The sequence below is a fragment of the Stenotrophomonas sp. 278 genome, from assembly GCF_003935715.1.
Classification (GTDB): Bacteria; Pseudomonadota; Gammaproteobacteria; order Xanthomonadales; family Xanthomonadaceae; genus Stenotrophomonas; species Stenotrophomonas maltophilia_AH.
On the sequence record NZ_RHPP01000217.1, the window covers coordinates 1 to 4,673 of the forward strand.

Here is a 4,673-nt window from a genome sequence, read left to right on the forward strand (position 1 = left end):
AATCCCCCTAACCCCCCCGCCGCGGTTCCCCCCCCGGTTTGGGGGTGGGGGCGGGGCGCGCGGGCCGTTGGCCGGCCCAGGTGGTATGGAGGGCCGGCCAACGGCCGGCGCTACCGATCCGGGTGCACTGCAACATCCTTCGCCCCCTCCCCGCCCTATAATTCCGCCTTTCCCCCTGACGAGCTCCACCCCGATGGCGCAGCAAACAATGAAAGCCCTGGTCAAGCGCGAAGCCGCCAAAGGCATCTGGCTGGAAGACGTGCCGGTCCCGACCCCGGGTCCGAACGAGGTTCTGATCAAGCTGGAAAAGACCGCCATCTGCGGTACCGACCTGCACATCTACCTGTGGGACGACTGGAGCCAGCGCACCATCAAGCCGGGCCTGACCATCGGCCACGAGTTCGTCGGCCGCATCGCCGAACTGGGCTCGGCGGTCACCGGCTACGAGGTAGGCCAGCGCGTGTCGGCCGAAGGCCATATCGTCTGCGGCCACTGCCGCAACTGCCGTGGCGGCCGCCCGCACCTGTGCCCGAACACCGTTGGCATCGGCGTCAACGTCAATGGTGCGTTCGCCGAGTACATGGTGATGCCGGCCAGCAACCTGTGGCCGATCCCGGACCAGATTCCCTCCGAACTGGCCGCCTTCTTCGACCCCTACGGCAACGCCGCGCACTGCGCGCTGGAGTTCGACGTGATCGGTGAAGACGTGCTGATCACCGGGGCCGGCCCGATCGGCATCATCGCCGCCGGCATCTGCAAGCACATCGGTGCGCGCAACGTGGTGGTGACCGACGTCAACGACTTCCGCCTGAAGCTGGCGGCTGACATGGGGGCTACCCGCGTGGTCAACGTGGCCAACACCTCGTTGAAGGACGTGATGAAGGAACTGCACATGGAGGGCTTCGACGTGGGCCTGGAAATGAGCGGCAATCCGCGCGCATTCAACGACATGCTTGACTGCATGTACCACGGCGGCAAGATCGCCATGCTCGGGATCATGCCCAAGGGTGCCGGCTGCGACTGGGACAAGATCATCTTCAAGGGCCTGACCGTGCAGGGCATCTACGGCCGCAAGATGTACGAGACCTGGTATAAGATGACCCAGCTGGTGCTGAGCGGCTTCCCGCTGGGCAAGGTGATGACCCACCAGCTGCCGATCGACGAATTCCAGAAGGGCTTTGACCTGATGGAAGAAGGCAAGGCCGGCAAGGTCGTCCTGAGCTGGAATTGACCACTCGCGCCTCAGGCGCGACTGCTCAATTCTCCCGCATGTCACCTAATCCCCGCGCCGTTGGCGCGCCCCCTTGAACATCAAGGGGGCTTTCCACCAGAGGGATCGCGGTAGCGCCGGCCGTTGGCCGGCCCACGCATCACTGGCCGACAGCGACCGTGAACACCACCCGGTCGTCGGCATTCTTGCCGAAGTTGTAATCGCCGCGGCTGTCGGTGCCGTAGTAGCCCAGGCCGAGGGTGAACAGGCCCCAGGTGCGGCTGACGCCGATGTTCCAGTCGGTGTAGTCCTTGGCCACGTCCTCGTCGAACGTGCTGCGGCCGACGTTGGCGGTCAGCACGAACTCCTGCGGCAGCGTCCACTCGGTGCCAAAGGCGTAATACCAGCCGTTGGTGTCGGTGTTCCAGACGTCGTTGCTGTAGGCGACGGTGACGTTGTAGTGCTCGGCGAAGGTGGTCTTGGCGATCAGTTCGTTGTAGGCCAGCTCGCTCGAACCCGGATAGGTGTAACGGTTGAGCATGACGTCGAAGTTGACGCTGTCGGTCACGTCCACGCCGTAGCCGATGAAGTAGTCGACCTCCAGATCCGGACCGTCGGGACCGAAGTCCACGCCCGACCCCCACACGCCGGCATACAGACCCACCGGCGAGGTATAGGTGAAGCCGGCCTGCGCGGTCGGGTCCTCGTCAGTCTGCGAGGCACCGCGGAAGACGTAGTCGGAAACGCCGGTGACGTTCCAGCTGAACGGAGACTCGGCCTCGTCCTGGGCACTGGCGACAAACGGGGCGAACAAGGCGGCGCAGAGCACAACGGCGGCGGTACAGCGCGTGGCGTGGTTCATGCGGGGTCTCTCCGGGACGTGGGTGGATGCAACGGGGTTTACGGTTTTTTAACCTGATTGATATTGCGATGCAACAATCACATGCGCAACCGTTTCCTGCCCCGCCATTGGCCGCGATGCCCGGGCGTGGCCCAGGACCTCGCCAGGCCGGGTAAAATCGCGGTTTTCCGTACCTGTGACCGCCCGCCATGACCGACACCGCGAATGCCCCGCTCACCCGGCACTATGTTGAGGAACTCGAGGCGATCCGCGCCCAGGGCCTGTTCAAGTCCGAACGCGTGATCACCAGCCCGCAGTCGGCTGAGATCACCCTGGACGACGGCCGTACCGTGCTCAACTTCTGCGCCAACAACTACCTGGGCCTGGCCGACCACCCGGACCTGATCCAGGCAGCCAAGGACGCGCTGGACAGCCACGGCTTCGGCATGGCCTCGGTGCGCTTCATCTGCGGCACCCAGGACCTTCACAAGCAGCTGGAGCAGCAGATCGCTGGCTTCTTCGGCAAGCAGGACACCATCCTCTACGCGGCCTGCTTCGATGCCAACGGCGGTCTGTTCGAACCGCTGCTGGGCGAACACGACGCCATCATTTCCGATGCGCTCAACCACGCGTCGATCATCGACGGCGTGCGCCTGTGCAAGGCCAAGCGCTTCCGCTATGCCAACTGCGACATGGCCGACCTGGAAGCGCAGCTGCAGGCCGCCGATGCGGCAGGCTGCAGGACCAAGCTGATCACCACCGATGGCGTGTTCTCGATGGACGGCTTCATTGCCCCGCTGGATGAGATCACCGCGCTGGCCAGGAAGTACAACGCGCTGGTGCACATCGACGAGTGCCACGCCACCGGTTTCCTCGGGGCGACCGGCCGCGGCTCGGCCGAGGTCAAGGGCGTGCTGGAGAAGATCGACATCATCACCGGCACCCTGGGCAAGGCGATGGGCGGCGCACTGGGCGGCTTCACCACGGCCAGCGCCGAGGTGATCGAACTGCTGCGCCAGCGCTCGCGCCCCTATCTGTTCTCCAATTCGCTGCCGCCGCATGTGGTCGCCGCCGGCATCAAGGCCTTCGACATGCTGGCCGCCGCCGACGACCTGCGCACCACGCTGCAGGCGAACACCGCCTACTTCCGCGAGAAGATGACGGCCGCCGGCTTTGATGTGAAGCCGGGCGTGCATCCGATCAGCCCGGTGATGCTGTACGACGCGCCGCTGGCGCAGAAGTTCGCCGAGCGACTGCTGCAAGAAGGCATCTACGCAATCGGCTTCTTCTTCCCGGTAGTACCCAAGGGTCAGGCGCGCATCCGTACCCAGATCAGTGCGGCGCACACGCGCGAGCACCTCGACCGTGCGATTGATGCGTTTACCCGGATCGGCGTGGAACTGGGCGTCATCGGCAAGAAATGACGCGCGACGCGCGTCATTTCTTCTTTTTCTTCTTGTCTTCCTTGCTCGCCACCACCACCGGTTGGGTGGCGGGCTTCGGCGTCGGCCTGGCCTGCGGATTGCCCTTGGCCACGCGGATGCCGTTGGACTTCATCCAGGCGTCGAACTCATCAGCGCTCATGCGCTTCTCGCCGTTGCTCATGTGGAAACGATAGCTGCCACGCCCATCAAGCTCGGGCAGCTTGAGTTCAACCACCTTGTCGGTGACCGCCGGCGGCGTAGGCTTGGCGGCCTGCTTGTGGCTGCTGCAGGCCGTGAGCACGAGGACCGGCAACAACACGCAGGCCCCGCGCAGCAGCGGACGGAGGGTTTCAACGGTGAACATGGCACTTCTCCCGGTAGTGGTCAGTCTGTGAAAGCAGGCCGTCCATTGCCCGGTGGTGCGCCCGCCCCCCAGCGGACCACGCACTAGGTGTCAGCCATGGCAGGTCCGGCCATGGCATGAAGCAATTCGAGTTCGTGTGGTTGCAGTTCGCGCCAGGCCCCTTTGGCCAGTGTTCCCAACTGCAGTTGGCCGATCCCCACTCTGATCAAACGCAGAACGGCGATGTCGAAGGCCGCCAGCAGGCGCCGGATGTGGCGGTTGCGCCCTTCCTCCAGCACCACTTCCAGCCAGGCGGTCTTCTCGCCGCTGCGCAGCAGGCGGACGTGGCGGGCGCGCAGGAACTCGCCGTCATCTTCAATCCCGGCGCACAGGGCTGCCAGCTGATCGGCAGAGGGAATGGCGTCAACCTGCACGTGGTAGGTCTTGTCCGGGCCAGTGGCCGGGTCGGTCAGCCCGGCCGCCCACTGTGGGTCGTTGCTGAACAACAGCAGCCCCTCGCTGGCCTTGTCCAACCGCCCGACCGGGGCCAGCCAGGGCAACCCGGCCCCGTCGAAGCAGCGGTACACGGTGTCACGCCCGCGCTCGTCCTGGACGGTGGTCACCAGTCCGCGCGGCTTGTTGAGCATGAGGTGGATGCGGCGGGCGCTGCCCAGGGGCTGGCCGTCCACCTTGATCTGGTGGCGGCCGTCGACAATGGGGAATTCAGGGTTGTTGATGGTTCTTCCGTCCACCATGACCCGGCCGTCCGTGATCCAGCGCGCGGCCTCGGTACGCGAGCAGATGCCGGCCTTGGACAGCACCCGTGCCAGGCCATGCCGTGGCGCGCTGCTGGTG

Annotated in this window: 5 protein-coding genes; 2 read left to right on the forward strand and 3 right to left on the reverse strand. The window is 65.2% G+C overall.

Going from position 1 to position 4,673, the window contains the following annotated elements; all coding sequences use genetic code 11:
- The first annotated feature begins 208 nt into the window (after nt 1-208).
- On the forward strand, nt 209-1,231 hold the full coding sequence (tdh, locus tag EGJ34_RS20590; RefSeq protein ID WP_125362289.1) for an L-threonine 3-dehydrogenase: 1,023 nt from the start codon (nt 209-211) through the stop codon (nt 1,229-1,231).
- Between the two features lie 139 nt (nt 1,232-1,370).
- Here tdh and EGJ34_RS20595 read toward each other — a convergent pair whose 3' ends face one another.
- Nucleotides 1,371-2,072 carry a TorF family putative porin gene (locus EGJ34_RS20595; RefSeq protein ID WP_125362290.1) on the reverse strand — a complete coding sequence of 234 codons (702 nt, stop codon included), beginning with the start codon at nt 2,070-2,072 and terminating at the stop codon, nt 1,371-1,373.
- A 188-nt stretch (nt 2,073-2,260) separates the two neighbouring features.
- Between EGJ34_RS20595 and kbl the strand changes: the two genes are divergently transcribed.
- Nucleotides 2,261-3,475: a glycine C-acetyltransferase gene (kbl, locus tag EGJ34_RS20600; RefSeq protein ID WP_125362291.1), complete on the forward strand. Its 1,215-nt coding sequence runs from the start codon at nt 2,261-2,263 to the stop codon at nt 3,473-3,475.
- 13 nt (nt 3,476-3,488) lie between these two features.
- On the opposite strand, the gene EGJ34_RS20605 is transcribed toward kbl, so the two are convergent.
- Both EGJ34_RS20605 and EGJ34_RS20610 read right to left on the reverse strand, forming a co-directional pair.
- Nucleotides 3,489-3,839, reverse strand: coding sequence for a hypothetical protein (locus EGJ34_RS20605; RefSeq protein WP_125362292.1), 351 nt, complete (start codon nt 3,837-3,839; stop codon nt 3,489-3,491).
- Nucleotides 3,840-3,922: 83 nt separating this feature from the next.
- Nucleotides 3,923-4,648: a pseudouridine synthase gene (locus EGJ34_RS20610; RefSeq protein ID WP_260477088.1), complete on the reverse strand. Its 726-nt coding sequence runs from the start codon at nt 4,646-4,648 to the stop codon at nt 3,923-3,925.
- Nucleotides 4,649-4,673: the final 25 nt, after the last annotated feature.

Coding starts and splice junctions, on each gene's coding strand:
- kbl (WP_125362291.1), top strand. CDS start 2,261: ATGACCGACACCGCGAATGCCCCGCTCACCCGGCACTATGTTGAGGAA.
- tdh (WP_125362289.1), top strand. CDS start 209: ATGAAAGCCCTGGTCAAGCGCGAAGCCGCCAAAGGCATCTGGCTGGAA.
- EGJ34_RS20605 (WP_125362292.1), bottom strand. CDS start 3,839: ATGTTCACCGTTGAAACCCTCCGTCCGCTGCTGCGCGGGGCCTGCGTG.
- EGJ34_RS20595 (WP_125362290.1), bottom strand. CDS start 2,072: ATGAACCACGCCACGCGCTGTACCGCCGCCGTTGTGCTCTGCGCCGCC.